At 57.8% G+C, this 26,986-nt stretch carries 18 protein-coding genes; all 18 read left to right on the top strand.

All coding sequences use genetic code 11. From position 1 onward, the window contains the following. The first annotated feature begins 415 nt into the window (after positions 1-415). The 18 genes from ACR3E4_RS21055 to ACR3E4_RS21140 all read left to right on the top strand — a co-directional run bounded on the left by ACR3E4_RS21055 (position 416) and on the right by ACR3E4_RS21140 (position 26,977). On the top strand, positions 416-1,381 hold the full coding sequence (locus tag ACR3E4_RS21055) for an NAD-dependent epimerase/dehydratase family protein (RefSeq protein ID WP_480531371.1): 966 nt from the start codon (positions 416-418) through the stop codon (positions 1,379-1,381). A gap of 3 nt (positions 1,382-1,384) precedes the next feature. Further along, on the top strand, positions 1,385-2,227 hold the full coding sequence (locus ACR3E4_RS21060; protein WP_480531373.1) for a sugar phosphate isomerase/epimerase family protein: 843 nt from the start codon (positions 1,385-1,387) through the stop codon (positions 2,225-2,227). Then, entirely contained in the window at positions 2,224-3,276 is a 1,053-nt protein-coding gene (locus ACR3E4_RS21065) for a hypothetical protein (RefSeq protein WP_480531375.1), read from the top strand. The genes ACR3E4_RS21060 and ACR3E4_RS21065 overlap by 4 nt, the downstream gene beginning before the upstream one ends. Continuing rightward, entirely contained in the window at positions 3,273-4,448 is a 1,176-nt protein-coding gene (locus ACR3E4_RS21070; protein WP_480531377.1) for an FAD-dependent oxidoreductase, read from the top strand. Before ACR3E4_RS21065 ends, ACR3E4_RS21070 begins: the two co-directional genes overlap by 4 nt. Beyond that, the gene (locus tag ACR3E4_RS21075) at positions 4,429-4,848 is read left to right on the top strand and encodes a GtrA family protein (RefSeq protein ID WP_480531379.1); all 420 of its coding nucleotides are present in this window, start codon (positions 4,429-4,431) and stop codon (positions 4,846-4,848) included. The genes ACR3E4_RS21070 and ACR3E4_RS21075 overlap by 20 nt, the downstream gene beginning before the upstream one ends. A gap of 4 nt (positions 4,849-4,852) precedes the next feature. After that, entirely contained in the window at positions 4,853-5,689 is an 837-nt protein-coding gene (locus ACR3E4_RS21080) for a glycosyltransferase family 2 protein (RefSeq protein ID WP_480531381.1), read from the top strand. Positions 5,690-5,874: 185 nt separating this feature from the next. Next, positions 5,875-7,527, top strand: coding sequence for a VPLPA-CTERM-specific exosortase XrtD (gene xrtD / locus ACR3E4_RS21085; protein WP_480531383.1), 1,653 nt, complete (start codon positions 5,875-5,877; stop codon positions 7,525-7,527). Between the two features lie 82 nt (positions 7,528-7,609). Beyond that, positions 7,610-8,176: a dTDP-4-dehydrorhamnose 3,5-epimerase gene (gene rfbC, locus ACR3E4_RS21090; protein WP_480531385.1), complete on the top strand. Its 567-nt coding sequence runs from the start codon at positions 7,610-7,612 to the stop codon at positions 8,174-8,176. Beyond that, a complete protein-coding gene (gene rfbB, locus ACR3E4_RS21095) occupies positions 8,176-9,216 on the top strand; it encodes a dTDP-glucose 4,6-dehydratase (RefSeq protein WP_480531387.1) in 1,041 nt (346 codons plus the stop codon). The genes rfbC and rfbB overlap by 1 nt, the downstream gene beginning before the upstream one ends. Then, positions 9,213-10,076, top strand: coding sequence for a dTDP-4-dehydrorhamnose reductase (rfbD, locus tag ACR3E4_RS21100; protein ID WP_480531389.1), 864 nt, complete (start codon positions 9,213-9,215; stop codon positions 10,074-10,076). The genes rfbB and rfbD overlap by 4 nt, the downstream gene beginning before the upstream one ends. A gap of 18 nt (positions 10,077-10,094) precedes the next feature. After that, entirely contained in the window at positions 10,095-10,961 is an 867-nt protein-coding gene (gene rfbA, locus ACR3E4_RS21105) for a glucose-1-phosphate thymidylyltransferase RfbA (RefSeq protein ID WP_480531391.1), read from the top strand. A gap of 248 nt (positions 10,962-11,209) precedes the next feature. Next, positions 11,210-11,848, top strand: a complete 639-nt coding sequence (locus ACR3E4_RS21110) for a hypothetical protein (protein ID WP_480531393.1) — start codon at positions 11,210-11,212, stop codon at positions 11,846-11,848. Between the two features lie 535 nt (positions 11,849-12,383). Further along, entirely contained in the window at positions 12,384-12,974 is a 591-nt protein-coding gene (locus ACR3E4_RS21115) for a sugar transferase (RefSeq protein ID WP_480567221.1), read from the top strand. A 294-nt stretch (positions 12,975-13,268) separates the two neighbouring features. Further along, positions 13,269-19,715, top strand: coding sequence for a type I polyketide synthase (locus ACR3E4_RS21120; protein ID WP_480531395.1), 6,447 nt, complete (start codon positions 13,269-13,271; stop codon positions 19,713-19,715). 2 nt (positions 19,716-19,717) lie between these two features. Then, positions 19,718-20,728: a glycosyltransferase family 2 protein gene (locus ACR3E4_RS21125; protein ID WP_480531397.1), complete on the top strand. Its 1,011-nt coding sequence runs from the start codon at positions 19,718-19,720 to the stop codon at positions 20,726-20,728. A 2-nt stretch (positions 20,729-20,730) separates the two neighbouring features. Then, the gene (locus tag ACR3E4_RS21130; protein WP_480531399.1) at positions 20,731-25,347 is read left to right on the top strand and encodes a MupA/Atu3671 family FMN-dependent luciferase-like monooxygenase; all 4,617 of its coding nucleotides are present in this window, start codon (positions 20,731-20,733) and stop codon (positions 25,345-25,347) included. A gap of 62 nt (positions 25,348-25,409) precedes the next feature. Next, positions 25,410-26,048, top strand: coding sequence for a 4'-phosphopantetheinyl transferase family protein (locus ACR3E4_RS21135; RefSeq protein ID WP_480531401.1), 639 nt, complete (start codon positions 25,410-25,412; stop codon positions 26,046-26,048). Further along, positions 26,045-26,977, top strand: coding sequence for a hypothetical protein (locus tag ACR3E4_RS21140; RefSeq protein WP_480531403.1), 933 nt, complete (start codon positions 26,045-26,047; stop codon positions 26,975-26,977). The genes ACR3E4_RS21135 and ACR3E4_RS21140 overlap by 4 nt, the downstream gene beginning before the upstream one ends. Positions 26,978-26,986: the final 9 nt, after the last annotated feature.

A 26,986-nucleotide genomic window follows, 5' to 3' on the forward strand; every position in this document is an offset into this window, starting at 1 on the left:
ATTGCGGGCAGAGCCGCTGGAAAATATTCAAAATCAATTATGACTGATCAATGAGAAACGGAAACAATAATGCCCGCAACCCGCGATTGTGAAGAGATAGTGCTGTTAATGAGTCGGGGCGCATTCAGTGTGAACGCCGCCAAGGCCAAAATTCTTACTTAGCCAGCCTGGCCGAAACCCTAATAAAACACCGATTGGACGGGTTTGTTGCCCTGTTCTTTCTCTTTGACAGAACCGGAACCGGGGCTTACTCCACTTGTGACGATGCCCGATTGTTTCGGCATCATCGTCAGCGGGACCCAAAAGACAGCCGGCAGGCTGGTCCGAGATTACCGGGTCCTGATGTATTATGTGTCACCGCGGTTCGCCCGCAGTGTAAGTTATGAGTATGAAGCCGATTGGAGACCAACTGGCCATGGCGTTACAATCTGATATCGGCATTCTGGGGCATTCGGGCTTTGTCGGATCAACCCTCGCGCGGGCACTGCCGGACGCGCGTGGTTTCAACTCTCGCACCGTGCAGAACGCCGAAGATCAGCGCTTTGATACGCTTTATTGCGCCGCGGCGCCCGGCTCGATGTTTGAGGCCAACAGATATCCGGACCGCGACGCGCAACGCATCGACGCCCTGATCGCGTCGCTTTCACGGATGCGGGCCCGCAGATTCGTACTGATCTCGACGATTGCAGTGCTGGACCGCTTCGATGGCGGCTATTCCGAGGCCAATGCGAAATATCAGGAAAGCGTTGCCTATGGCGTTAATCGCAGAAGGCTGGAACAAGCCTGCCAGGCCCATTTCCAACAATGCCTGATCGTCCGCTTGCCTGCCCTGTTCGGGCCCGGTCTGATGAAGAACTTTATCTTCGACCTGATGAATCCCTTACCAACCATGTTGAACCCGGCCGCTTATGAAAAGCTGGAAACCCAGCTTCCAACCTCGCTGGTGTCACCGCTCAGCGCCATCTATTCCGCTGATGATACGCTTGGCATGTACGTGATCGACCGCGCAGCATTGGCGGAACTGCCAGATCGGGCAGCGCTGACGGCGGAAGCGGATAAACTCGGCATCAACGCCGTCATGTTCCACAATCGCCAAACCACTTATCAGTTCTATGAAATGGCGCGGCTGAAAACAGATATCGATCGTGCGCTGGATGCCGGTCTGGACGTTCTGCATCTTGCACCAGAGCCGCTTATGGCGTCCGAAGTGCACCGCGCCCTCGTCGGGCGGGACATGCCCGAAACTGCCGGGAAACTTCACCGGGAAGACATGCACACCCTGCACGCCGAGCTTTTCGGTCAATCCGGCCCATACAATCGCACCGGCGATAACGTACTGACGGCACTGACCAGCTTCTTCTCAGCCGCGATGGAGGGCTGAGCGATGCAATATGCCGTATCAAATATCGCCTGGGCTGCAGATGATCGTCGGGACGCCTATGCCCGGCTTCAGGCAGCGGGCATTACGGGTCTCGAAGTTGCGCCCGGCCTGCTGTTCGCCACGGCAGATGACCCGTTCGAGCCAACCGATGCCGAGATCGCGTCAGTCCGGACAGAACTCAACGAGTTCGGGCTGACACTTGTTTCGATGCAATCTCTGCTTTTCGGCGTCGAAGGTGCTGATTTATTCGGCGAAGATACTGGACGGGTGGCCTTTGAACGGGGGTTGAAACGCGCAATCACTTTGGCAGGACGGCTCGAAATCCCCAATCTAGTAATGGGCTCACCGAAACAACGCCAGCGACCGCCGGAAATGCAACCGGACGCTGCTGTCGACAGGGCCATCGAAATTCTGACACCGCTCGCTGACGTCGCCGCAAATGCAGGCACAAAAATAGCGATGGAGTGCAACCCCACCGAATATGGCACCAATTTCCTGACAATGCCTGATGAAACGCTTGATTTCGTGAAACGGGCTGATCATGCTGCAATCATGCTGAATTTCGACGTTGGTGCGACGCTGCTGACCGGCACATTTGATCGGGTCAAGGATCAGTTGACTGCGGCGGGCCCGATGCTCAGCCATGTCCATATCAGCGAACCGTTTCTCGCCCCCGCACCTGCAAGCCCGGAAGATGCGGCGCAGGTGCTGCACACCCTGCACACAGTTGGATACCAGCGCGCGGTTTCGATCGAGATGCGCCGGCCCGAAGATGGGCTTACCGGTCTGGATGCGGCACTTAGCAACCTGTCTGCAGCACGTCATCTCAGCGGAGGTGACCCATGAGCGGACCGAAGCTGCGCGACGACATCCTGATATCTGTATGTTTCACAGACGCCTACGCCCCCGACATTGCGGTTTCGCAAATCGCGGCGACTGCGGAAATGTTGAAGAGCAACTACCGCTATTGGGAAATACTCGTCGTCAACGAAACCGGATACGATACCACCTTGGAAGAGGCGTTGGTCACGGTCCCGAACGTGCGCTATCTATCGGTGGTACGCGGGTTGGACAACAGTCAACGCCGAGTGATTGCCGCCTCGGAGGCAATCGGAGACTTTGTGATCATCACATCGGTGAACGAGGTGAACAGCTTCGATATTCCCGCAATGATCGACGAAGCACAGGACCGCAACGCTGTTGTCTTGGGTCAGCGCAAGGCCATGATGATGGCCGAACCTTTCATCGCAATTCTTGGCCGTGCCAGCGGATTTCAGGCCAGCACCCGCGACATGCAGACCATCACGATACCGCGTACGGCCCTGAATCGCCTGCTTAACGATGCTAACCCCGTGCTGGCCCTGCGCTTCCCGCCTCGCGACAACTCACTGACGGTGCTTCGGCGCGCGCCCGACGTCATAGATGCCGTAACAGTTCACGAATCCACCTGGACGGCGCGCATGACCAGCCGGTCTGACCTGCTTCTGCGAATGGTGACCGAAGCGGGCCCCTCGCTGTTAAGCGCGGTGGCCCTGTTTTCTGCCTTCATGTTTGTCAGCGCAGTGTTTTTTGCGATCTATGTGGTGGTCATATACCTGACCAAAACGGATATCGCAGAAGGCTGGACCACCTTGTCGCTGTCGATTTCGGGTATGCTCTCTTTTCTGGGGGCCGCTCTGTTTGCGATTTGCATCACCTTGCGCAAAGCGATGGAAATCATACGCGGTCGTACAATCGATTATCTGGTGGCCGAGCGGAGCTCGGTTGATCTGTTTGAAAGCGTGTCGAATGCGCTCAATGTCGATACCGATGGCACCGAAGAGCTTGAGGATCGGCAAGACGCCCTCGCTCCCACCCCGTTGATACAGAAGCGTTCGGCGGGTGGTGCGTCGTGACATCGCCGCGACGTGTCAAGTATCTGGTGATTGGCGGCGGATTCTACGGCTGTTGTCTGGCCCTGTTCCTACGCTCGACAACGCGGGATGTCGTGCTGGTCGAGGCGGGATCCAAGATCATGACGCGCGCATCGCGGGTCAATCAGGCGCGCTTGCACTCGGGTTTTCATTACCCCCGCTCGATGCTGACCGCGTTGAAATCGCGCAAGCTGTGCCATCGTTTCGCAAGTGATTTCCCCGATGCGATCGTATCCGACTTCCAGATGCTCTATGCCGTGGCGCGTCAACGTTCGAAAGTGTCCGCCAATCGCTTTCGCAAAATGTTCGAGAATATGAAGGCCCCGATTGCATTGGCATCCCGTCAGGAAACAGCAATGTTCGATGACGACCGGATCGAGGCGGTGTTTCGCGCGGATGAGTTTGCCTTTGACTACTCTGTCCTGGCCAATCAACTGGCGTCCCGGATGGATGCGCTCAATCTCGATTTGCGGCTTGGGACCGAGGTCTTGTCCATCGACGACAACTCAGATGCACAAGCGGCGGTCGTTCATTTGTCGGATGGCAGCGAAATTCTTGCAGACCACGTCTTCAACGTTACCTATGCCCAGATCAACCATGTGCTCCGTCAATCCGGTCTGCCTCAGGCGCGTCTTAAACACGAAATGACAGAGCTTGCCCTCGTTGATCCGCCCGACGAGATGCAGGGCTATGCGGTCACGGTGATGGATGGGCCGTTCTTTTCGCTCATGCCCTATCCAGCGGCAGGAAAGTATTCGCTGACCCATGTGCGTTACACTCCGCATGTCAGTTGGACGGATCAATCAAGACCGGTTTCACCCTACGACGCTTTCGCCCGGCTTGAGCCTGAAAGTCGCCTTCGACACATGGTTCTGGACGCGTCCCGGTATCTGCCTTGCGTTGGGGGCATTACGGGCGGAGAGTCGATCTATGATGTCAAAACGGTTCTGGTAAAGAACGAAGTTGACGACGGACGCCCAATTCTTGTCCACGAAGAACCACGCGGCGGTCGGGTCACGTCTGTGCTGGGTGGCAAGATCGACAATATTTATGATCTGTTTTCCCATCTGCGCACGCAGCACGATGCGCTGAAACAAGCGGACTTTCGATATATCCTTGCGGACAGAAACGGCCATGTCACGGAATCGGCATGAGTTCCTGCGATACGGCGCCACTGTGGCGCTTGGTCTGATCGTCGATCTGGCCGCCGCGCGCAGCGTGTTGGCGATTGGTGTCCCGATTGAACTGGCCGCCGTGATCGGTGTGGCCTGCGGTGCGATCTTCAACTTTGTCGTTCTCGATCTTTGGGCCTTTGCCGGGCAAAAGGCGAAAGGCGCCGGCTCGCGGCGATTGCGCTATCTGGGCGCGCTAGGCGTCACTATGGCGGTCCGGGCCGCGGCGGTCTGGGCATTGGCCGCCCTGCTTCCCGCACAGACGGCGCCTATGGTGATCTTGTGCCTGGCGGTTGGCGTGTCTTTCACCGCCAATTTTTTGCTTTCAAAACACTGGGTTTTTCAGCGCGACGATCAGCCCCAATCAACATCTGGAGAATGATTGGATGTCCCCCAATACCGACACCGAATATCAGGACGCTGCGCCATCGCTTGCCACCGTTGACGACGCGAGCTGGCAGGTGCCGGACTTCGATAGCCTAGAGTTGAGCCCGAAACAGCATGATGCTGTGCTGGTGATACCTGTCTTGAACGAGGGCGAGCGGATTCAAGGGCAGTTGCGCAATCTTGCCGCGCTAAACCACGCGATTGATATCATTATTGCCGATGGCGGATCTACCGACGGCTCGCTGGAAGAGGATTTCCTGCGGGACGTAGGCGTACGCGCAAGATTGACCAAAACCGGGCCCGGAAAACTCAGCGCTCAACTTCGCATGGCTTATGCGTGGGCGTTGAAGCAAGGGTACCAAAGCATCGTGACCGTGGATGGGAACGGGAAGGACGGCATGGATGCGGTTCCCTTGTTCCTGCAGAAAATGTCGGAGGGGTACGACTATGTTCAGGGCTCGCGCTATCATCCGGATGGCGCCCATGCAAACACGCCGCTTGAACGCACGATGGCAAATCGCATGATCCACGCGCCGATGCTGAGTCTGGCATCGGGTTCGAAGCTGACCGACACAACAAACGGCTATCGCGCCTATTCCGCGCGCTATCTGCTCAATCCAGCCGTGCAGCCGTTCCGTGATGTGTTCAACGCTTATGAGCTATTATTCTACCTCAGTGTGCGCGCCGGGCAGCTAGGGCTGCGTGTCACCGAGGTTCCGGTGTCACGCAGCTATCCCAAGAGCGGCAAAACCCCGACCAAGATCGCGGGGATTTCCGGCAAGTTGAAGATCCTGCAACAAACACTGGCTGCCGCGTTAGGGCGGTTTTCACCTTAAAGCTGATCCGGCGATGGTCGGAATAAACTGTCCGGGTTTTGGCTCATCTGGCAAACACTTCGCACCAGAACTCACCATGAGGTGAGCACCGCCAGACAAAAGCGCGTGGCTTTTTCAGCCGTTTTCGCTACACTGCGCCCGCAGGTTTAATCAGTTGTTTGTTTCATCACAGAGGCCCCAGAGCATTGGAGAAAGTATCGGTTCCCCAATCAACCAACGGCATCAGCACGGGCCTTTCGTCCCTGTCGGGCTGGGGTATGTTCTGGCTGATCGTGATGACGGTTGCCTCATTCATCCTGTTTCAGGACGGCATCGATGAACTGTTCGAGGCCTGGAGCCTGCCCGAATACAGCCATGGACCGCTCATCCCGGTATTGTCTGCGCTGCTGTTTCTGAGGCAGCTCAAAACGGTGCCGGTCATCACAGGCCTGCTACCCGACCGCAAACCGGGTGTGATCCTATTTGTGTTTTCCCTGTGCCTGGCAATTGCAGGAAAGCTGATCCAGATCGGCGATATCGTCGCCTATGCGATGATCTTGTGGGTCGGAGCCATATTGCTGATCAGCTTTGGATGGCGGCGCGGGCGCAACTTCTGGCCGCCGGTCGTGCATCTGATTTATATGCTGCCTCTGCCCGTCGGCCTTTATTACGGGGTTTCAACATATTTGCAGGGGGTTTCGTCGGAACTCGGCGTATTTTTTCTGCGGCTCCTACACGTGCCGGTGTTTCTTGAAGGCAACATCATTGATCTCGGGGTCTACAAGCTGCACGTGGCCGAGGCCTGTTCCGGGCTGCGGTATCTGTTTCCGATCCTGAGCTTTTCCTACATTTTTGCGGTGCTGTATCGGGGGCCGACCTGGCACAAGGCCGTGCTGTTACTGGCCGCCGCGCCGATCACGGTTTTCATGAACTCGGTCCGCATCGCCTTGGCCGGGCTGATCGTAAACACGTATGGCATAGAGTATGTCGAAGGGTTTTCTCATTTCTTCGAAGGCTGGGTGATCTTCGTCGCCTGCATCCTGCTACTGTTCGCACTGGCGTGGTTGATGCTGTTTCTGCGGCGTGACAAGATGGGTTTGGTCGAAGCGCTGGATCTGGACACAAACGGGCTGCTGCCGCAGGCGGCCCGGATACGACATATTCAGCCCTCAGCCGCGCTGATTGGGTGCGCGGCGATGTCTGTGGCAGTGGCGATCCTCTGGTCAGCCCTCCCTTCGCGCGACACCACGACCCCCATTGCGCGCGACCCATTTGCGCTGTTCCCAGACCGTATCAATGACTGGCAGAGCGGCCCGGCCCGCGTTCTCGATCCAGCAGTCGCACAGGTTCTCGCCGCCGATGATTATTACTCGGCAGAGTTGCGGCGACCGGGAGATCTGAATCCGGTCGATCTGTTCATGGCGTGGTACGCGGATCAGAGCCAGGGAGGCGTTCACTCTCCCGAGGTCTGCTTGCCGGGTGGCGGTTGGGAGATTGCCCAACTGGAACAGATCGATGCGCTGATCGCCGGCGATCAGACCTTTACCTTGAATCAGGCGATCATCCAGCAGGGCGAGACCCGCATGCTTGTCTATTACTGGTTCGAACAACAAGGCCAGCGCACGGCATCCGGCTTTCGAGCGAAACTGCAGCTGCTGAAGGGCAAAGTTCTCAACCGGCGCAACGACAGCGCCCTGATCCGCCTGATCACACCGATTGAGGGCACCGGGCGCGAGGCCATGGCACAAGCCAAAGCGCGCCTTGACGCAGCCACCCGGGACATTTTACCGGAATTGCCCCGATTTGTTCCGCCGCCGCCAGGCGCTACGGCAGCCGGCACATCACCTTTAAGTCATTGACAAAAACCCGGACGGTACAAACAACTGTCTCTGCAATACTGAGTGGCGACCTTCAGAACCGTGGAACGAGAAGTTTGGAATAATGGACATAAAACCTCTTGATATCCCCGAGATTCAACTGATCACGCCCCGGCGTTTTGGCGATCATCGTGGTTTTTTTGAAGAAACCTATAACCGCGACAGCTTTGTCGGCCATGGCATCGAAACGGTGTTCGTACAGGACAACCATTCGCTGTCCGGTACCGCAGGTACGGTGCGGGGCCTGCACTTTCAGGCCCCGCCGCGCGCGCAGGCCAAACTGGTGCGCTGCGGTCGCGGGCGGCTTTTTGACGTGGCCGTCGATATTCGCAAGGGGTCGCCGAGTTTTGGTCGTTGGGTCGGCGCAGAACTCAGCTTTGAAAACGGCCGGATGCTGCTGGTTCCCGCAGGCTTCGCACATGGTTTCATGACATTGGAGCCGGATACAGAGATCGTTTATAAATGTTCGGACACTTACGCGCCGGAAACAGAAGGCGCCATTCGGTGGGATGATCCCGATATTGGAATTAATTGGCCCCTCGACATGGCCGAACCCAAAATATCAGATAAAGATAATGCGGCCCCATTTTTAAGAGACATTGAGTCCCCGTTTACGATTGAGGATGGTTAATGAAGATTTTGGTCACGGGCGGCGCGGGCTTTATCGGCTCTGCTGTTATTCGACGCGCGATTGCCGATGGGCATTCGATCGTGAATGTCGACGCCCTCACCTACGCGGCCTGTCTGGACAACGTCGCTTCCGTATCAGAGTCGCCTGACTACGTGTTTGAACATGCGGATATCCGGGATGCCGCAGCGATGTCCGAAATCCTGCGCAAACATCAGCCCGACGCGATCATGCATCTAGCCGCCGAAAGCCATGTTGACCGGTCGATCGACGGCCCTGCGGCCTTTATCGACACCAATGTGACCGGGACATATGTGTTGCTGGAAGCGGCCCGCGCCTATTGGATGGATGCAGGCCGCCCCGAGACCTTCCGGTTTCACCATATCTCAACCGACGAAGTCTTTGGCTCTTTGGGCGAGGCCGGATTTTTCACCGAAGACAGCCCCTATCAGCCCAACTCGCCCTATTCGGCGTCAAAGGCGGGCTCGGATCATCTGGTCCGGGCCTGGCGCGAGACCTACGGTCTGCCTGTCGTGCTGACCAATTGCTCGAACAATTATGGCCCCTATCAGTTTCCGGAAAAATTGATCCCCGTGGTGATCCTGAATGCACTGTCCGGCAAACCGATCCCGATTTACGGGGCGGGTGACAACATTCGCGACTGGCTGCATGTCGAAGACCATGCCGAGGCGCTGTTGTTGGTGCTGGAAAAAGGCGAACTGGGCCGCAGTTACAATATCGGCGGTGAGAATGAGATGACAAATCTCGATCTGGTCCGGATGCTCTGCGCCATTCTGGACCGGTTGAAACCGGGCCATGCACCATATGCCGATCTGATCACTTTCGTCACTGACCGCCCCGGTCACGACCGCCGCTATGCCATTGATCCGACACGCATTCGGGAAGAGCTGAACTGGCGCCCTTCCTACACGCCCGAGACAGGTCTTGAGCAGACCGTGCAGTGGTATCTGGACAACGACGCATGGCTCAATGCCTTGCTATCCCGCAGCGGCGTGGGCGAACGGCTCGGGATGGCGCGATGAAGGCACTCGTCTTCGGCTATAACGGTCAAGTGGCATCTGAGCTGCGCAGACGGTCGCACGCCCATGGTATTACACTGGAAGCGTTGGATCGGTCCGGGGCTGATTTGTCCGACCCAAAGGGCTGTGCCGAAACGATTTTCTCTACAGACGCAGACGTGATCATCAATGCTGCCGCCTATACGGCGGTCGATCAGGCCGAAGACGAACCCGACCTGGCTCAACTGGTCAATGGGGATGCGCCGGGGGCCATGGCACGGGCTGCAGCAACACGTGGCCTGCCTTTCCTGCACATCTCGACCGACTATGTATTCGACGGATCAGGTGATGCTCCGCGCGCCATCGAAGACCGGACCGGCCCATTGGGGATATATGGCCGCACCAAACTCGACGGGGAACGCCAGATCGCCGAAGCCGGAGGTTGGCACGCCATTCTACGTACAAGCTGGGTGTTTTCCGCTCATGGGAAGAACTTTGTGAAAACCATCCTGCGGTTGGCGAAAACCCGGGACACGCTGACCATCGTGGCAGACCAGATCGGGGGCCCGACACCCGCCGCCGACATCGCCGAGACGCTATTGGCGATAGCCAAGGCCGGCCCCGCGACCGAAGTCGGCGTGTTTCAATACGCGGGCGCGCCAAATGTCAGTTGGGCTGATTTCGCGCGTGAGATTGTGTCGCAAGCGGGCCTGGCCACTCAGATCGAAGATATCCCGACCACAGATTACCCGACCCCGGCGGCAAGGCCGCTGAATTCGCGGCTCGATTGTTCGCGGCTGATGGATATTCATAAGATCTCGCGCCCCAACTGGAAAGCTGGCCTAAACAATGTTCTGGCCGAACTGAAGTCCGCAGGGGGCTGAATTTTGAGAGGATAAGCTATGCAGCGCAAAGGTATTATTCTTGCCGGTGGATCCGGCACACGGCTTTACCCGATCACCATGGCGGTCTCAAAGCAATTGCTGCCGATCTATGACAAGCCGATGATCTTCTATCCGCTCAGTGTCCTGATGCTGTCCGATATCCGCGAGATCGCGATCATTACCACGCCTCAGGATCAGGATCAGTTTCATCGTCTGCTGGGCGATGGCAGTCAATATGGCCTGTCCCTGACCTGGATAACGCAGCCCTCTCCAGATGGTCTGGCGCAAGCCTATGTTCTGGCCGAAGAGTTTCTGGCCGGTGCGCCATCCGCGATGATCTTGGGTGACAATATCTTCTTCGGTCATGGCCTGCCCGACCTTTTGCGTCTTGCCGATGCGCAGGATCAGGGCGGCACGGTATTCGCTTATCGCGTGGCTGATCCCGAACGCTATGGCGTTGTCGATTTCGACGGAAACAAAGCGCGCGCCATTATCGAAAAACCCAAGGTGCCGCCGTCGCATTATGCGGTTACCGGATTGTATTTTCTGGATGCGGATGCACCTGCGCGCGCCCGACAAGTTCAACCCTCCGCGCGCGGTGAGCTTGAGATTACTTCGCTGCTCGAAACCTATCTGGCCGAGGGGCGGCTGGACGTTCAGACCATGGGTAGGGGCTTTGCGTGGCTGGATACCGGAACGCATGGATCACTGCTGGATGCCAGCAATTTTGTACGCACCCTGACCGACCGGCAAGGCATGCAAACCGGGAGCCTCGATGAGATTGCCTGGGCCAATGGCTGGATTGATGACGAGGCCCTGGCCGAGCGCGCGCAACTGTTCGCAAAATCCACCTATGGCGAATATCTTGAGCTTCTTCTGAAATAACGGCCGAAAAGACATGAGGTCATCCGGGTGCGGCAATCCTATTGGATATGCTCGCCGTCATCCAACCATTGGGGCGCTTTCCGAAACAATACGGCAACAAAGGCTGTGATCGTACACTCAATATGCGATGCGTCATACCCAAGGACACTTTTTTGTCAAAATTCAAAGTTTTGGTTGGTAACTGAGACTACTTTCTGACAAGTTCGGGCCAGTGTTATCGATTTACCTGGTTTAGGTCAGTGCCCGCCATGCTTAGAAAGCTTCTAGCAATTGCATCTTCCGTCGCGTGTATCGCGACCGCATCGAATGCCACTCCTGTAACTCTGGACTTTGCGGGCGCCAACGGTGGCGACCTCGACCGTGTAGGCTCACGCGCTGCAACTTTCGATGAAGGTGGCGTTTCGGGTTCTGTCTGGTCTGGCTCAACCGTCTACGGTGGTCTGTTCTCGACCATCACGGGGCATCGTAACGGGATTGGCGTTGATAACGGCTCGCTCGATGACAACACACGGCTTGATGGTCTTTATGGCGATGACTGGCTGACATTCACCTTCGATTCCGCGGTTGAGCTGGTGTCGGTCACATTCGCCAGTTTCACAGCCTATCGGGTGGACAGGTCGGGGTGGCGACGCGATGACGATGACGCCTGGATTGATGTGCGCGGAGATGGTCGTGACGGTGAATATACCAATGCCAGAACGTTCTTTTTCGGCGACAACACAATCGCCCGCAGATTTTCCGTTGCGGCATTCGGCAAAAATGATGATTTCGTGGTCTCAAGCGTAACAGTTGCTGCGGTCCCGCTGCCCCCAACAGCCCTGTTGCTGATTGGCGGCTTGGTAGGGCTTGGCCTGATGCGTCAACGCCAGCGTCGGCACCTCGCCTAGCATAAAATCACCTCACGATCGGTGCAGAGCCTGCCAGAATTGGTAGGCTTTCGTCGCGCGACAACCAACAACGCGAATCAGCCTGCAACGGCTGATTCGATCCCGGAGCTAGAGAGCAATTTTTTTGTTGAGTGATTGCGCATAGGCAGAGCAAAGAACTGAACCTCAACTCAGAATTGTTTACGTAAAGGCTGCAAGGAACAATGGCAGAGAAAGTACTCAATTGTGCTGCAAATAAGGCGAAAAAATGTCATTCGGACCAGATTCACACTTTGAGATGCAGCTAAAAACTGTATAAACTTGTTCACGTACTTGAGGCACAGTTTCGTAGTATATCGTGTCTGTGGCAGTCCGAATTGTACGGGAATATTTTTCGCCCCACGGATTGCAGCGTAATAGTGAAGCCAGTTTTGGCTTAAGGTTAAAGGTTGATATGTCTATTCAAGATACGAACATTCGCGCCGATGCCAGGACCTGTAGTTCTGTTATTCAGACCGGTCGAACAGCCAACACTACCACACAGATCTATCGCAGCGTGTTCAAACGTTTGTTTGACCTGGTGATCGTCCTGATGGCCCTGCCAATTGTGGCCCCTGTCGTCCTGGTGCTGGCACTTCTCATCGCACGCGATGGATCGAACCCGTTTTATGCGCAATCCCGCGTCGGCCGCGACGGTCGGATTTTCAAGATGTGGAAACTGCGCTCGATGGTTCCGAATGCGCAGTTGATGCTGGAAGATTATCTGACTGACAACCCAGCAGCGCGCCGCGAATGGGACGAAACGCAAAAGCTGAGGAGCGATCCCCGGATCACACCATTTGGCCATGCACTTCGCAAGACCTCTCTGGATGAACTGCCGCAGCTGTGGAATGTTCTGATCGGAGAAATGAGCCTGGTCGGGCCGCGCCCGATGCTTCCCGAACAGCAGAAGCTGTATCCGGGCGAGGCGTATTTCTCGCTGCGTCCCGGCATGACCGGTTCCTGGCAAGTTTCCGAACGCAATGCCAGTTCCTTTGCGAGCCGCGCCGAATTCGACACTTCTTACGCCAGAAATTTGAATCTCAAAACCGATCTGGGCATTCTGTATTCGACAGTTGGCGTAGTCGTTCGGGCCACTGGCATCTAAGCGGACACTCCCAACTTTAGCGCGGTTGCACCGCGCCAGTCTACGGCCATTCCGGACTGGCGCAATACGCTTTCCTACCTCAGATTGTAGAGCATTTGGAAACCATCAATGAGTGCTCGCCAATCCTGAAATTTCTGGACCCGAGGTTCAAACTCAGCATTTTCTTAGTGTTATAAAGCCCATGCACCACAATGATGGGGACCGCGTGCAGCAGAGGCCCGAAAATTCCGCACAAGCGTACCACTTTCGTTTGGCAATCCCCACAGCGGGTCATAAACTCAAACCGGTTTATTAATGGATGGTTCTACAGTGAGTATTTCTGCCAGGGACGGCGACATCGCAATCGTTGGCATGGCCGCACATCTGCCCGGCGCGTCTTCGATTGAAACCTATTGGTCCAATCTGCGCGAGGGGGTGGAATCGATCCGCCAGCTCAGCAGAGAGCAGCTTCTTGCCAATGGCGAAACACCGCATGTGCTTGAGCGGCCGGACTATGTTCCCTTCGCCGCGCCCTTAGATCGGTTCGAAGAGTTCGACGCCGAGTTTTTCGGGCTGTCGCCCAAAGAAGCCGCCATCATGGATCCGCAGCACCGCCAATTTCTGGAGGTGGCCTGGGAGGCGCTAGAAAACGCTGGCCATCCGCCTGAATGCTTTTCCGGCCCCATCGGCGTCTTTGCCGGATGCGGTATGGGCAGCTATTTCTATTTTAACGTCTGTTCGAACCGGGATCTGGTCGACGATGTGGGCATGTTCCTGCTGCGCCATACCGGAAATGACAAGGACTTCCTGTCGACCCGCCTGAGCCATATCCTCGACCTCAAAGGGCCGAGCGTGAATGTGCAAACCGCGTGTTCGACCTCGTTGGTTGCAACCCATTATGCAACGCAGGCCTTGCTTACCGGCGAGTGCGACATGGCAATTGCCGGAGGGGTCACGATCGAGCTGCCCCACAACAGGGGTTATGTCTATAAAGAGGGCGAAGTGCTGTCGCCGGATGGTCACTGCCATGCTTTCGACCATCGGGCGCAAGGCACCGTGTTTGGATCGGGCGCGGGCGCCGTTGTCCTGCGCCGTTTGTCTGACGCGATTGAGGATGGGGATCATATCTGGGGTGTGATCCGCGGCACGGCGATCAACAATGACGGTGCTGCCAAAGCCGGATATTTAGCGCCGTCTGTCGATGGCCAAGCCGCGGCGATTTCCGAAGCTCATGTCATGGCCGATGTACAGGCCGACACGGTGGACTATATCGAATGCCACGGCACAGGCACCTATCTGGGTGACCCAATCGAAGTGGCCGCCCTGACGCAGGCGTTTTCGGAAACCACGGAAGAGACCGGTTTCTGCCGGTTGGGTTCGGTCAAGACCAATATCGGCCATCTGGATACTGCCGCCGGGGTCGCCAGCCTGATCAAAACCTCGCTGGCACTGCATCACAGGCAGATTCCGCCCAGCCTCGGGTACGAAAAGCCGAACCCCGCGATTGATTTCGAAAACAGCCCGTTCCGGGTGAATGACACGCTGACCGATTGGGTGTCTCATAAGGGCCCGCGCCGTGCAGGGGTCAATTCTCTGGGCGTTGGGGGGACCAATGCACATGCCATTTTGGAAGAAGCGCCCGTGCGGGCTGCATCCGAGCCTTCGGACTGGCCGTTTCAAATCCTCACGCTCTCTGCGCGTGGCAAGAAAGCGCTGGATGCCAATAGCGCGGCGCTGGCCGAACATCTGCGGAGCAATTCCGATCAGGATCTGGCAGACATCGCCTGGACACTGAAGAACGGGCGGCGCGGGTTTGAAAAGCGTCGTGTTATCGTCGCTGAAACCCACGCCGAGGCTGCGGCCATTCTGGAGGAAAACGATCCGCGCCGGGTGTTCACCCATACGGTGATCTCGGACGCGCCCGAGCATGTTTTCATGTTCCCTGGCGGTGGGGCGCAGTATGCCGGAATGGCACGGGACCTCTATGAAACTGAGCCGGTCTTTGCCGACTGGATGGACCGCGGTCTGGATATTCTGCAGGCCAAGCTTGACTATGACATTCGTGCGATCTGGTTGCCAGAACAGGGTCAGGAAGAGGCGGCAGATGAGCGGCTGAAAACACCCTCGGTGCAGCTGCCGCTGATCATGATCACAGAATATGCGCTGGCGCAGCTTTGGATGGAATGGGGCGTCACCCCCACCGCGCTGGTCGGCCATTCGATGGGTGAAAACACTGCCGCTTGTGTCGCCGGTGTGATGTCGTTCGAGGATTGCATCGGTCTGGTGCATCTGCGCGGGTGCCTGTTCGATACGGTTCCTGCTGGCGGCATGCTGAGCGTCCCCCTGCCCGCCGACGATCTGAGGCCGCTTCTGGGCGATGACCTTGATCTGGGCGCTGTCAATGCCCCCAGCCTCAGCGTTGCCACCGGACCTCAAGCCGCTCTGGATGATCTGGAGGAGCGCCTGCGCAATCAGGGTGTCGATTGTCAGCGTATCCCAATCGATATCGCCGCGCATTCGAGGATGCTTGAGCCGATCCTGCAGGAATTCGGCGACTATCTGCGCTCGATTGAGTTGAAGGCGCCGCAGATCCCCTTCCCTTCAAACCGCAGTGGTGACTGGATCACCGAGGCCGAAGCCACGGATCCCGAATACTGGGTCGGCCACCTGCGCAACACAGTACATTTTGCCGACTGCATCACCACGCTGTCCGAAAACCCCGAGCGTATCTTCATCGAGGTCGGCCCGGGCAAGGCACTGGCATCGCTGACCGGCCAACATGACAAGGTGGACGCCAATCAGGTAATCAGCAGCCTGCGGCATCCGAATGATGATGTGGCTGACGATGCCTATTTCATGGCCATGCTGGGCCGGATCTGGGCTTTGGGCGGCACGTTTGACTGGGAACAGATCTGGGGTGAGGCGCGCCGCAACCGGGTGCCTCTGCCCACGTATACATTCCAGCGCTCACCCTATTTCATCGAACCCGGTAAGACACAGGCCGATACGGCCAGCCAATGGCTGATGCGGACCGAAGACAGCGCCGATTGGGGATACCGCGTTGCGTGGACACCGAAATACGCGGCCTGCGACGTCGATGTTACCGGTGATCTGTCGGATGCCGCGCAGGAAAGTTGGCTGATCTTTGCGGATGAGGCCGGGCTTTGTGCCGATCTGATTGCGCGCTTGCGACAGGCAGGACATAAGGTTGTCTCGGTCACGACCGGTGATGCTTTTGCACGCATCAGCGAGGATCACTATCAACTTGCCCCGGAACGCGGACGCGAAAGCTATGATGCGCTGATCCGCGATCTGGTCGCGCAGGAACGCATCCCGACCCGGATTGTGCATGGCTGGCTTCTGACACAGGCCGAGACCTTCCGCCCCGGTGGCAGCTTCTTTCACCGCAATCTGGAGCAAGGTTTCTACAGCCTGTTCTTCCTGGCGCAGGCCATCGGGGATGAAGACCTGCCGATGCCTTTGCATCTCCATGTCCTCAGCTCGGGCGCATTACAGGTCCGTGATGAGGCGCTGCCTTATCCGGAAAAAGCAACTGTCACCGGCCCGACTCGCGTGATCCCGCGTGAATTCCCTGGCCTGACCTGTGCGCTGTTGGATATCGATTTGCCGCAAAACGCGGGCAAACGACGCGCCCCTGCATTGCCGGATGGCCTGACGGATCAGGTGCTGGAAGACCTGCTGGCCCCGCCCGCCTCGTTCACAGCGGCGATACGTGCGGGCAAGCGGTTTGAACAGGGGTATCGCCCGCAGGCTCTGGCAGAGCCGTCTCTGGACGACCTGCCCCTGCGCGATGGTGGCACCTATCTGGTCACCGGCGGTTTTGGCGGCATCGGCCTGACGCTTGCCGAGGCGCTGATTACGAAGGTGAATGCAAATATCGTCCTGCTTGCGCGCGGTGAATTGCCGCCACGGGACCAATGGGCCAACGTGCTGAACAACTCGGCCCCACAGGACAAGACCGCCCGTCGTATCCGCGCCATCGAAAAGCTGGAAGCGACCGGCGGTAAAGTGCTTTCGATGTCGGTCGATGTCAGCAATGTGGAAGAGATGCGCCGTTGCGTGGAATGCGCTACACAGGAATTTGGCCAGATCAACGGTGTGATCCATGCGGCGGGTCTGATTGATGACGCTCCGATCATGACCAAAACCATGATGGAGATAGAAGACGTCTTTACGCCCAAGATCCATGGCACGCAGGTTATCGACAAGATTTTCCCGGACGGCGCCCTTGATTGGCTTGTTCTGTTCTCGTCCAGTTCAACTGCGACGGCGCCTGTAGGTCAGGTCGATTATGTGGCCGCCAATGACTATCTGAATGCCTATGCCCGCGCCCGCGCGGGTGACAAAACGCGGGTTCTGTCCGTCAACTGGGGCATCTGGGCCGATGTTGGCATGGCCGCCGACGCGATGGAGGCCCGAACCGGATCCGCTGAACCCGCACCTGTCACCTCGGCGGATGTCCCTATGCTGGATCAGGCAAGCTTTGATGACGCGGGCAACCGACTGCTGAGCGCGACCTATAATGCCCATGAACGCTGGTTCCTGAATGATCACCGGACCAAGGCGGGACATGCGCTGGTCCCCGGCACCGGGTATCTGGAACTGGCGTCCGAGGCATTGCGGGTGCAAGGTGAAACCGGTCCGTTTGAAATCCGCGATCTGTATTTCCTGCGCCCCCTTGCGGTGTCGGACAGTGAAGATCAGCAAGTTCGTCTGCGCCTGCCGCGCAGCGACGTGGGCTATGATCTGACGGTCGAAAGCGGATCGAATGATGCGTTTGAACTGAATGCTCAGGCCAGCCTGTCGCTGCTGCCGTTGATCACGCCTGCACGGCTGGATGTGGATGCTATTGCCGCCCGTTGTGGCCCGGCCCATCAGGCCGAAGGCACGGGTCGCTTGCGGTCCCTGCAGGAAGCACATCTGAATTTCGGCCCGCGCTGGCGGGTTTTGACCTCGACGGCTCTGGGGCAGGATGAAGGTCTGGCTCATCTGGCTTTGCCCGAGGGACTGCAGACGGATATCGACGCGGGCTATCACCTGCATCCGGCGTTGATGGATCTGGCCACAGGCTGGGCGATGCAGTTGATCACGGGATATCAGGCCTCGCATTTATGGGTGCCGGTGTCATATCGATCCGTGCGCGTGTTCGCACCGCTACCCGCGCAGATCGTCAGTTGGGTCCGCAATGCGGGCGACAACCGGGCCGAAGGCGAAACCGCCAGCTTTGATGTCACCATTACCGCCCCGGACGGCACGATCTGTATCGAGGTTGAGGGCTTCTCGATCCGCCGGATGGAGGACGCGGTGGATTTCGCCTTCACCGAAAGCGCCACTGTGGTCACATCCGAGGTCGACGCCCCGCCACCGCTGTCTCCAGCCGAAGAGCGGCTGCGGCACAACCTGTCTCAGGGTATTCCAGCGAAGGAAGGGCCCGGTCTGTTCTTCAAAGCGCTGGCCAGCGGACAATGTCAGATCATCCTGTCCTCTCTGGATCTGGAGGGGCTGATCGCGCAGGCCGCCGACAGCGGGGCATCCACCGAAAGCGCAGATCAGAAATTCCAACGGCCCGAGCTGGATTCGGATTATGTTGCACCGGAAAATGACATCGAGCGCCGTCTGGCCGGATTCTGGCAAGAGCTTCTGGGCGTCGACGAGATCGGCGTCGAAGACAGTTTCTTCGACCTGGGCGGTCATTCCCTGATCGCGGTGCGCCTGTTTGCGCAAATCCGCAAAGCCTATAACGTTGATTTCCCGATCTCTGTCCTGTTCGAGGCACCCACCATCCGCACATGCGCCGACCTGATCGCCGCCCGTGGTGTGCCGAAGGATGGAGGCGAAGGCGATGCGCCGACAACAGCAACTCCGGCCACACCGGAACGTCGCTTTACCCATCTGGTTCCGATGCATTCCGGCGAAGGTGGTCCGAAGACACCGTTCTTCCTGGTGGCGGGCATGTTCGGCAATGTCCTGAACCTGCGCCATCTGGCGCATCTGGTGGGTACCGACCGTCCCTTCTATGGGCTGCAGGCACGCGGTCTTTATGGGGATGAAGAACCGCACCGTGATCTGCGCGAAGCGGCCAGAGACTACATCGCCGAGATGCGGCAGGTACAACCGACCGGTCCCTATATGCTGGGCGGCTTCTCGGGCGGTGGTATCACCGCCTACGAGATCGCGCGTCAGTTGACCGAAGCCGGTGAAGAGATTGCAGCGCTGGTGATGCTGGACACTCCCTTGCCCGTTCGCCACCCGCTGACGCGACGGGATCGTCTGGTAATCCAGTTGCAGGAGCTGAAGAACAAAGGCGCAAGCTATCCGATTCAATGGGCAAAAAACCGGATCGCCTGGGAAATACAAAAGCGTCAGCCCAAGGATGAGATCGCCGAAACCGGCCAACAGTTCCACGATACCGAGATCGAAGCTGCGTTTATGGAAAGCGTGAACAGCTATCCCCTGAATGCCTGGGACGGCCCACTGACCCTGTTCAGGCCACCGCTGGTCGGAAAATGGGAGGTTGCGCCCGGGAAGCTGGTTCACCACGAACGCTACTATCTGACCCATGACAATGACTGGACACCCTGGGCCCCGAATATCGAGGTGTTCGAGGTGCCCGGAGATCACGACTCGATGGTGCTGGAGCCGAATGTGCGGGTGCTGGCAGCGCAGATGAAAACCTGCCTTGAAAACGCAGAGCGCCAGATCCTGCGCCCGCGACCCACTCTGCAAGAGGCGGCGGAATAGCCATGCCTGATCCCGTACTTCTAACCGTAATTCTGAACTATAAAACAGCGGATATGACGTTGCGGTCGGTCGAGGCGGCAAAAAAGGCCATGGAGGGGATCCCCGGAGAGATCATCGTTGTAGACAATGACTCGCAGGATGGATCATTCGAAGCCATCGCGGCGCGCGTTCAGGAACGAGGCTGGGATCAGGACAATCGCGTTCGGGTCATTCAGTCAGGGCATAACGGCGGCTTTGGCGCTGGCAACAATGTAGGTATGCGCGCGGGGCTTTCGGACGGAACGCGGCCCGATTACGTCTATATCCTGAATTCTGATGCCTTCCCCGCCCCGGATGCCATTCGCATTTTGCTGGAGCATCTTGAAACCACACCCGAAGCCGGGTTTGCGGGCAGCTACATATTCGGCGACGACGACGAGCCCCACCTGACCAGTTTCCGCTTTCCTTCGGTTGCAAGCGAGTTTGAAAGCAGCATCAACTTTGGCCCCGTCACCCGGTTGTTCAAAAACCGGATCGTACCCATTCCGATCCCGTCCGAGACGCGACCCGTTGACTGGCTGGCCGGTGCCAGCCTGATGATGCGGCAACGCGTTCTGGATGAGATCGGTCTCTTTGATGAGACGTTTTTTCTGTATTTCGAAGAAACCGATCTCTGCCTGCGCGCGGCGCGCGCGGGGTATCGCACCGATTATGTACGCGTCAGCGAGGTGATGCATATCGGGTCTGTTTCAACCGGTATGAAGAACTGGAACCGGGTGCCGACTTATTGGTTTGACTCGCGCCTGTACTATTTCGTTAAAAACCATGGCGCCTTTTACGCCGCCTGCGCCACCTGCGTACATTTGACAGGTGGCTTTCTGCACTGGCTGCGCTGCTTAATAACACGCAGGCGCACCGGTGTGCCGCCCCATTTTTTGCGTACTCTTGCCTGGCATGACCTGTCCGCATGTATGCGCGCGCCGTGGCGCAAGCGCAATCCGGACCACCAGGCCAGGCCCGTTATTGGAGAATGAAGATGCCTTTCAGCACTTTTCTTGTCGGCCATGAATCCCTTGTCATTCAGTGCGGGGAAATGCTGCTGGAGGCGGGGCACAGCATTCAGGGCGTAGCCACGCGGAATTCCGATGTGGAAGCCTGGGCCAAGACTCACTCCTTGCCTCTTCATGCACCTGGCGCGGGATTGTCAGACCGGGTTGAAGGGGTTTCGTTTGATTGGCTGCTGAGCATCGCAAATCTCGATCTGCTACCAGAAGCGTTGCTGAACAAAGCTGCCAAAGGCGCCGTCAATTTCCACGATGGCCCGCTTCCGCGCTATGCAGGGCTTAACGCGCCGGTATGGGCCATTCTGAATGGGGAGACACAACACGGGATCACCTGGCACATGATCTCGGGCGGGGTGGACGAAGGTGGAATCGTCGCTCAAAATCTGTTCGACGTCAGCGACAATGAAACCGCCCTGACCCTGAATACCAAATGCTATGGCGCAGCCATCGAAAGCTTTGGCGAAGTCATCCGGGCGCTGGAAGCAGATCAGCCTCCTGCCCCACAGGATCTGTCGCAGCGCAGCTATTTTGCTAAGAACGACCGCCCTGAGACGGCGGCCCGGCTGGATTTCGCAAAACCGGCGCATGAATTGGCCGCTTTGGTGCGTGCATTGGATCATGGAGACTATTGGAACCCGTTGTGTCGCCCGAAGGTTGAACGCGATGGTCAGCTCTGGCTGGTCGGCGCGGCCAAGGTGAGTGAACAGCCAACCGATGCTGTGCCGGGCACCATTCTGGCCAGCAGCGCAGAAAGTGTGACCGTCGCCACCGGTGAGGGCGCGATTGAGATCAGCGATCTGCGAAATGGCATGGGCGCAGCTGTGCCGACCGATGGTATTTTGAATGGCGGCAGCGCACTGCCTGCATTGACCGCAGAACAGGCGACCGCGATCAATCAATCAATTGCTGAAACGATTGCCTCCGAACCACAATGGCGGGCCCGCCTGGAATCGCTGCAAGAGGTCGACATTTCGCTGATCAATGCGGCGATGCCGTCCGGTGCCCCCCGGTCGCAAGCGCTGCATGCGCCGGATGGGCTTGAAGATGTGACAGCCAAGGCAGCATTAGCGGCTCTGATGGCACGCCTTGGGGATGCTTTCACCCTCGATCTGGCGCTCCGTCTGAACAGCGCATCCCCCTATCTCAACGGCTGGGTTCCGGTGCGCTTTGCTGCGGACAAGACATTCTCAGCGGCGCAGGACGAGTTTGATCAGACAATCACACAAGCTCAGGCGCTTGGTCCGTTCGCCCATGATCTGCCAGCACGCCTGCCCGGTGCGGCAGCACTGCAAACACCTGTGATCGGGCTGTCTGATGATGTTTCGGAAGGTCTTGTTCCAGGCACAAGCCTGACGCTGGCCACGTCTGATGGACAGGCAGTGCTGTTTGCCGACAGTGGACATGTCTCCGAAGCTGCGCTGCGCTTGTTTGCAGCCCGTATCGAGAATCTGCTTGTGTCGTTGACAGATCCGGCCAATACGAGCCTGCCAATTGCCGAGCTTCCCATTCTGCCCGATACGGAACGCGCACAAATCCTGCAGGATTGGAACAATACATCTAACACCTATGATGACGTCGCCTGCGTTCACCAGCAATTCGAAGCCCAGGTTGAACGCACTCCCGATGCGCCAGCACTGGTCTTTGAAAACCTCAGCTTCACTTACGCCGAACTGAATGCACGGGCCAACCAGGTCGCACATATTCTGCGTGAGATGGGGGTTGGTCCGGACACGCTCGTGGGCCTACATGTCAAACGCTCTCCACTGCTGTTGATCGGCGCATTGGGTATCCTGAAGGCAGGCGGGGCTTATGTGCCGATGGATCCGGCCTATCCCGCCGATCGAACCGCGCTCTATCTTGAAGACAGCGGCGCGAAGGTATTGTTGACCGAATCCGCCTTGGCACCCGAGTTACCGGAACACACCGCACAGGCTCTGCTGCTGGATACGGACCCGCGGCTGGGAACGGCTGCGACCGACAATGTCGCCAGCGGTGTGACTTCAGACAACCTCGCCTATCTGATCTACACCTCTGGTTCGACCGGGCGGCCCAAGGGCGTGATGGTAGAACATCGCAATGTGTCGAACTTCTTCACCGGTATGGACGACCGCATCAGCCATGATCCGGTCGGGGTTTGGCTGGCGGTGACCAGCCTGTCCTTCGATATTTCGGTACTCGAGTTGTTCTGGACCCTCGCGCGCGGCTTCAAGATCGTTCTCAGCGATGATGAAAACCGCGCCTTGGTCGCAGGCGACTCGGCCCCCGGAAAATCCATCACCGGCAAAGGGATGGAGTTCAGCCTGTTCTACTGGGGCAATGACGATGGTGTTGGGCGCGACAAGTACAAATTACTGCTGGAAGGCGCGAAATTCGGGGATCAGAACGGGTTCTGCGCTGTCTGGACGCCCGAACGTCATTTCCACGCCTTTGGCGGCCCCTACCCCAACCCGTCGGTCACAGGCGCAGCCGTTGCTGCTGTGACCGAAAATATTGGCGTGCGCGCGGGCAGCTGTGTCGCTCCGCTCCACCACACGGCGCGCATTGCCGAGGAATGGGCGGTGATCGACAACTTGACCAACGGGCGCGCGGGCCTTGCCATCGCCTCTGGCTGGCAGCCGGACGATTTCGTTCTGCGGCCCGAAAATACACCGCCCGAAAACAAACCTGCCATGCTGGAGGCAATCGGAACGCTGCGCCAGCTCTGGGCCGGGGAAACAGTTGAATTTCCAACCAAATCCGGCGACATGCATGGCGTCGTGACGCAGCCGCGCCCGGTCTCCAAAAAACTGCCGATCTGGGTCACCACTGCTGGCAACCCGGATACCTGGCGCGAAGCCGGGGCCATCGGGGCCAACGTGCTGACCCACCTGCTGGGCCAAAGCGTGCAGGAAGTCGCCGACAAGATCGGCATCTATCATGCCGCGTTGCGTGAAGCGGGACATGACCCTGATGATCACAAAGTAACCCTGATGTTGCATACCTATGTGGGTCAGGACCGGGAAGAAGTGCGCGAAGTCGCCCGCGAGCCGATGAAGGATTACCTGCGCTCGGCCGCCGGGCTGATCAAGCAATATGCCTGGGCGTTCCCGGCCTTCAAGAAACCGAAAGGTGTGTCGAACCCGTTCCAACTGGATCTGGGCAGCCTGTCCGACGAGGAACTGGAAGGCATCCTCGATTTCGCCTTTCTGCGCTACTTCGAGGATTCCGGCCTGTTCGGCACCGTCGGGGATTGCCTGAACCGGGTCGAAGAGCTGAAGCGGATCGGCGTCGATGAGATCGCCTGCCTGATCGACTATGGCATCTCGGTGGATCAGGTCATGGAAGGGCTGAAGCCATTGGCTGAAGTCCTTCGCATGTCAAATCGGGATACGGAATTGGCCGAGGATGACTTTTCCATCGCCGCCCAGATCATTCGCCACAAGGTCAGCCATCTGCAATGTACCCCCAGCATGGCGCAGATGATACTGATGAGCGACGAGGCACGGTTTGCCCTGTCCAAAATCAAGCACATGATGATCGGCGGTGAGGCCCTGCCCGGCTCGCTGGTCAAGCAGATCAACAAACTGTCCCCTGCACATATCGAAAACATGTACGGGCCCACGGAAACAACGATCTGGTCGACAACCGAGACCGCAACCGCTGCGGACGGCGTGATCAATGTCGGAACCCCAATTGCAAACACACAAGTCTATGTACTGGACGAAAGCGACCGTCCCGCCCCCATCGGCGTGGCCGGAGAGCTGTATATCGGTGGCGCGGGTGTGACACGCGGCTATTGGCAGCGCGAAGACCTGACGGCCGACCGCTTCGTGCCCGATCCATTCTCGGGCACACCCGGGGCGCGGCTCTATCGCACCGGCGATCTGGTGCGCTGGCGGACGGACGGACGGCTCGATTTCCTGGGCCGCGCGGATCACCAGATCAAGCTGCGTGGATATCGTATCGAGTTGGGCGAGATCGAAAGCCTGCTGGACGCGCAAACCGGTGTACGGCAGTCGGTTGTCATCGCGCGCGAGGATACGCCCAATCTGGTGCAGCTCGCGGCTTATTTGACCGTCGATCACGCTGTGGATGAAAAGGCATTGCGTCAGGCGCTGGCGGGGCAACTGCCGGACTACATGGTACCAACGCATTTTGTGACGCTGGACAGCTTCCCGCTGACACCTAACCGGAAAGTAGATCGCAAGGCCCTGCCTGCACCTGCAGCACAGAAACCGCGCACCGAACCCACCGTATCTGAGCCGGCCTCGGGCGGTTCTGCCACACAGAAAATTGCGGCGATCTGGTCACGGATTCTGGGTGTTTCAGACATCAGCGGGCGGGACAACTTCTTCGATCTGGGCGGGCATTCCTTGCTGGCGGTACAGGCGCACCGTGAAATTCGTACGGAACTGAATGTGCCAGGACTCAGCATTACGGATATCTTCCGATGCCCGACGCTGGCCGCCCTTGCCGAAACAGTCGAAAAGAAATCAGGCTCCAAACCTGCCGAAGCAAGCCCGACGCAGCCGTCTCCAGAAAAAGCCAGCAGCCGCAGCGATGCTATGGCGCGCAGACGCGAGATGCGGGCGCGCAGACGGTCGGCGTGAACAGGTTTACAGCGATAAAGGCCGAGCTTCGCAAGCTGCTCGGCCCGGAGATAGGTATCGGGGTGACCGATCCCAAAGCTTCGGGTGCTGCATTATTGCCCGGGGAAATTCCCGCAATGAAACGCGCGGTCGAAACGCGTCGATTGGAATTCGCGGCCGGACGCAGCGCTGCGCGACAGGCGATGAGAGAACTAAGCCTCGACCCCATCGCTATCCCGATGGCTGAGGATCGCAGCCCGGTTTGGCCCGACGGCGTAATCGGCTCGATCACCCATTGCAACGATATCTGTATCGCAATCGTTGCTCATAAGGGCTCTGAACATGGTATCGGTATTGATATCGAGCCTGACGGGCCGTTGGACCCCGACCTTGAGGCGGTGATCTGTACACCTTCTGAAAGAGAATGGCTGGATACCCAGAACACTGAGCGACGTGGACATCTGGCAAAACAGATTTTTTGCATGAAAGAGAGCATCTACAAAGCGATCTACCCGCTGATTGGACAAATGATCGAATTCCAGGACGTCGAAACCCTGCACCCTTTGCGGCCCAACAGCCCCATTGCGCTGACAATTGGTGATCGTACAACCAGGCTGGAGCTCAGTCTAATGAGCCAGACTCTCGGTGATAAATTCTTCAGTTTTGCCGCACTCGACAACATGTCAGCCGTATCTTTGCTCAGCCCAGAGAGCGTGTCGTGATCAAGCGATATATGCCAGGCCGTATCCGGGTGGCCATAGCCGCCTTAGCCGGTGTTTTGCGCCTAAATGGCGCAAGGCCAATCGACACCGCCACTTTTGATGCGTTATATGACAATCCCGGCCCTATGCCCGCCATTCCGCAGAAGGTTTTCCATCTGGGGCACAGTCTGGTCGGACCGGATATCCCTGAGATGCTGAAACAGCTGGCGGGTAAAGGGCACGATTACAGCTGCCAATTGGGCTGGGGCACACCGCTGCGGGCCCACTGGGACCCAGAAGAAACCATCAATGGGTTCGAGTTGAGAAACACCCCACCTGAATATGAGGATGCTAAACAGGCCCTCTCGTCCGGTGAATACAACTCACTGGTCCTGACCGAGATGGTCGAAATCCGGGCCGCCATCAAATATTTCAACAGCGCAAAATACCTGCACAAATGGATTCATCTTGGCCGCCAGTTCAATCCAGACATGCGCATCTTCTTTTATGAGACATGGCACAATCTGGACGACACGGAAGGCTGGCTGGAGAGGATCGACAAGGATCTTGAGCGCTATTGGCTCAATGGCATCCTTCGGGTTGCTTTGGGTTATGAGGAAACACCGGCCCCGGTCTATGTCATCCCTGCCGGGCAAGTCATGGCGCGTTTCGTGCGTGAAGTTGAGCACCGTCGCGGCGTCGGACCGATTGCCGACCGAAGCGATCTGTTCACCGACACGATCCACCTGAGCGATCATGGCGCCTATCTGATCGCACTGACCCATTACGCGGTGTTGTACCAAACCTCGCCGATCGGATTGCCGCATGTATTGATCAAAGCCGACGGTACATTTTCTGCAGATCCAGGACCCGAAGCCGCACATCTAATGCAAGAGATTGTCCGGGATGTAGTTACCAATTGTCTGCATGCTGGCCTGGGTCAGCCCTGATCATTGGAC

It is taken from the genome of Ruegeria sp. AP11 (genome assembly GCF_056535865.1).

Excerpts from the sequence above, each read along its gene's own strand:
- ACR3E4_RS21110 (WP_480531393.1), top strand. The coding sequence starts at position 11,210 with ATGCTTAGAAAGCTTCTAGCAATTGCATCTTCCGTCGCGTGTATCGCG.
- ACR3E4_RS21060 (WP_480531373.1), top strand. The coding sequence starts at position 1,385 with ATGCAATATGCCGTATCAAATATCGCCTGGGCTGCAGATGATCGTCGG.
- rfbB (WP_480531387.1), top strand. The coding sequence starts at position 8,176 with ATGAAGATTTTGGTCACGGGCGGCGCGGGCTTTATCGGCTCTGCTGTT.
- ACR3E4_RS21075 (WP_480531379.1), top strand. The coding sequence starts at position 4,429 with ATGTCACGGAATCGGCATGAGTTCCTGCGATACGGCGCCACTGTGGCG.
- ACR3E4_RS21130 (WP_480531399.1), top strand. The coding sequence starts at position 20,731 with ATGCCTTTCAGCACTTTTCTTGTCGGCCATGAATCCCTTGTCATTCAG.
- ACR3E4_RS21055 (WP_480531371.1), top strand. The coding sequence starts at position 416 with ATGGCGTTACAATCTGATATCGGCATTCTGGGGCATTCGGGCTTTGTC.
- ACR3E4_RS21120 (WP_480531395.1), top strand. The coding sequence starts at position 13,269 with ATGGATGGTTCTACAGTGAGTATTTCTGCCAGGGACGGCGACATCGCA.
- ACR3E4_RS21125 (WP_480531397.1), top strand. The coding sequence starts at position 19,718 with ATGCCTGATCCCGTACTTCTAACCGTAATTCTGAACTATAAAACAGCG.
- ACR3E4_RS21065 (WP_480531375.1), top strand. The coding sequence starts at position 2,224 with ATGAGCGGACCGAAGCTGCGCGACGACATCCTGATATCTGTATGTTTC.
- rfbC (WP_480531385.1), top strand. The coding sequence starts at position 7,610 with ATGGACATAAAACCTCTTGATATCCCCGAGATTCAACTGATCACGCCC.
- ACR3E4_RS21080 (WP_480531381.1), top strand. The coding sequence starts at position 4,853 with ATGTCCCCCAATACCGACACCGAATATCAGGACGCTGCGCCATCGCTT.
- rfbD (WP_480531389.1), top strand. The coding sequence starts at position 9,213 with ATGAAGGCACTCGTCTTCGGCTATAACGGTCAAGTGGCATCTGAGCTG.
- rfbA (WP_480531391.1), top strand. The coding sequence starts at position 10,095 with ATGCAGCGCAAAGGTATTATTCTTGCCGGTGGATCCGGCACACGGCTT.